The sequence below is a fragment of the Polaromonas sp. P1_G4 genome (genome assembly GCF_056405475.1).
Map to the genome: position 1 here is coordinate 1 of NZ_JBFUCA010000588.1, position 2445 is coordinate 2445.

At 58.1% G+C, this 2445-nt stretch carries 2 protein-coding genes; both read right to left on the minus strand.

The features are described 5' to 3' along the window. Nucleotides 1-155 precede the first annotated feature (155 nt). Nucleotides 156-737 (minus strand): Fe-Mn family superoxide dismutase, encoded by a 582-nt coding sequence (locus AC1D1X_RS20885; protein ID WP_431096247.1) that lies wholly within the window; start codon nt 735-737, stop codon nt 156-158. Between the two features lie 54 nt (nt 738-791). Further along, nucleotides 792-2111 (minus strand): exodeoxyribonuclease VII large subunit, encoded by a 1320-nt coding sequence (gene xseA, locus AC1D1X_RS20890; RefSeq protein ID WP_477669426.1) that lies wholly within the window; start codon nt 2109-2111, stop codon nt 792-794. Between the last annotated feature and the right edge of the window lie 334 nt (nt 2112-2445).

A 2445-nucleotide genomic window follows, 5' to 3' on the forward strand; every position in this document is an offset into this window, starting at 1 on the left:
GTCCTGGAAATGAACAAGGGCTGGTTTGCGCGAAAACGCATCAAGGCCGGCAGCAAACTGGGCGGCCCGATTTTCGAGGCGAAGCGCTGATTTCTCGCTTTTAAAACAAAAAAGCCGACTCATGTCGGCTTTTTTGTGGGCGAAGGCCTCTCGCCTCAGGCGAAGTTGGCCTCGGCAAAACTCCAGTTCACCAGATTGGAGAGGAAGGTCTCGACAAATTTCGGACGCAGGTTGCGGTAGTCAATGTAGTAGGCATGCTCCCAGACATCCACCGTCAGCAAGGCCTTATCGGCAGTGGTGAGCGGGGTACCTGCCGGGCCGGTGTTGACAATATCAACCGTGCCGTCGGCTTTTTTTACAAGCCACGTCCAGCCGGAACCGAAATTGCCAACGGCCGACTTGACGAAAGCCTCTTTGAACGCAGCGTAAGAGCCAAACTTGGCATTGATGGCTGCAGCCAGTGCGCCGCCAGGCTCGCCGCCGCCAGCGGGCTTCATGCAGCTCCAGAAGAAGGTGTGGTTCCAGATCTGGGCAGCATTGTTGTACACACCACCACTGGATTTCTTGACGATCTCTTCGAGCGTCATGGCTTCAAACTCAGTGCCCTTTTGCAGGTTGTTGAGGTTCACCACGTAAGCATTGTGGTGCTTGCCATGGTGGTATTCAAAGGCTTCCTGGCTGTAATGCGGCGCCAGGGCGTCGATCGGGTACGGTAGCGGGGGGAGTTTGTGTTCCATGATTTTTTCCTCGTGGTGATGAATAAACTGCTTTTAACGATGTCATTGTAAAAACTAAATCAGTCTGCGCGCAGAAACTGTCAAATCGACCTCGCCGTCGGCAAGGGTAGCGCGTACAGGTTGCCCCACATGGGTCTTTTCGCGGCTTGTAATGGGTTGCCCCTGAAGGTCGGCAAGCCAGGCGTAGCCGCGCTTCAGAACCAGTTTGGGGTCCAGCAACTCAAGCCTTAACTGCGCGCGCTCGATGCGCTGCCGGCCGCGCTGCAGGCTGCCTTGCACTTCGTGCGGAAAATTGCTGCCCAAGACCTGTAGCTTGCGCTGTTCGTGCTGCAGTGCCAAACGCGCTGCATGGCTCAGGCTCTGGCCGAGCCCGGCCAGGCGGGCATGCTGCCTGGTAACCAGATGCGACGGCCGGCTAATCCGGGAAGCCGCCCAGTCCAGGCGCTGGTTGTGCGACTCCAGCTGGCGGTCTACGCCGTTTTGCAGCCGCGACACGGCCATGTCGAGCGCACCCAACCACACCGCTTGGGGCTGCGCGCAGAGTTCTGCCGCGGCGGTCGGCGTGGGCGCACGCACGTCAGCGCAAAAATCGACGATCGTGAAATCGGTTTCATGCCCTACCCCGCTAATCACTGGCATGGGCGATTCCACCAGGGTTCGGGCGAGCTGCTCATCATTAAAAGCCCACAGGTCTTCCATGGCGCCGCCACCGCGTACCACCAGCAAGACATCCACGCGGTCCTGGGATCGCCGCTGATAGGCTTTGAGCAAAGCGGCGCGCAATTCGCCGGCTGCCTGGCTGCCCTGCACGCTGGCAGGATAAATAACCACGGGAATATGCGGCACACGGCGCTGCAAAGCACTCGTGACATCGTGCAAGGCGGCGGCACCCAGCGAAGTCACCACACCAATGGCGCGGGGCAGCAAAGGCAAAGGCCTTTTACGGCCTGGGTCGAAAAGGCCCTCAGCTTCAAGTCTGGCCTTGAGCAGCAGGAACTGTTCAAAAAGATTGCCCTGGCCTGCCTGGCGCATGGACTCGACCACCAGTTGTAGTTCACCGCGCGGCTCATAAACACCCAGCCGTCCCCGCAGCTCCACCAATTGGCCGTCGCGCGGGGAAAACTCCAGCATCGTGGCAGCGCGGCGAAACATGGCGCAGCGAACCTGCCCCTGTTCATCTTTGAGCGAAAAATAGCAGTGGCCGCTGGCTGCACGCGAAAACCCGCTGATCTCACCCTGCACCGCGACCGGGTTAAATCGGGCTTCAAGGCTGTCCGAAATAGCCCTTAGCAAAGACCCGACGGGCCATACCCGGATGCCCGCGTCGCGCGCTCCCGCTTGCGGCTTCTCGGAAGGAGCCGATGCATCAAACACCCCTAAATCCCTTGGTAATCCGGGTGTAATACTCCACAGAGAGCCGTCCCTCAAGGCTCGACCCCCTGGTTTCGCGCGGATATCGAGATAAATTCGTGTAACTCATTGATTTTGAATAACTTAATTCTGCTCAAAATTTCATCGTTCTGTCACATGCACGATTTGGCGCGGCTTGCAGGCCGCTGCGCCACCACTTGCTAACAAAGTTATCCACAGCTTCTGTGGGCTACGTCCGACACGCGATCACGTTGCGAACATTTAACAGATCAGGCTCAGCCGCAACGAGATGGCAGTTTCTGTAAGCCATAATCCACCACAACTTACTGCCTGGAGA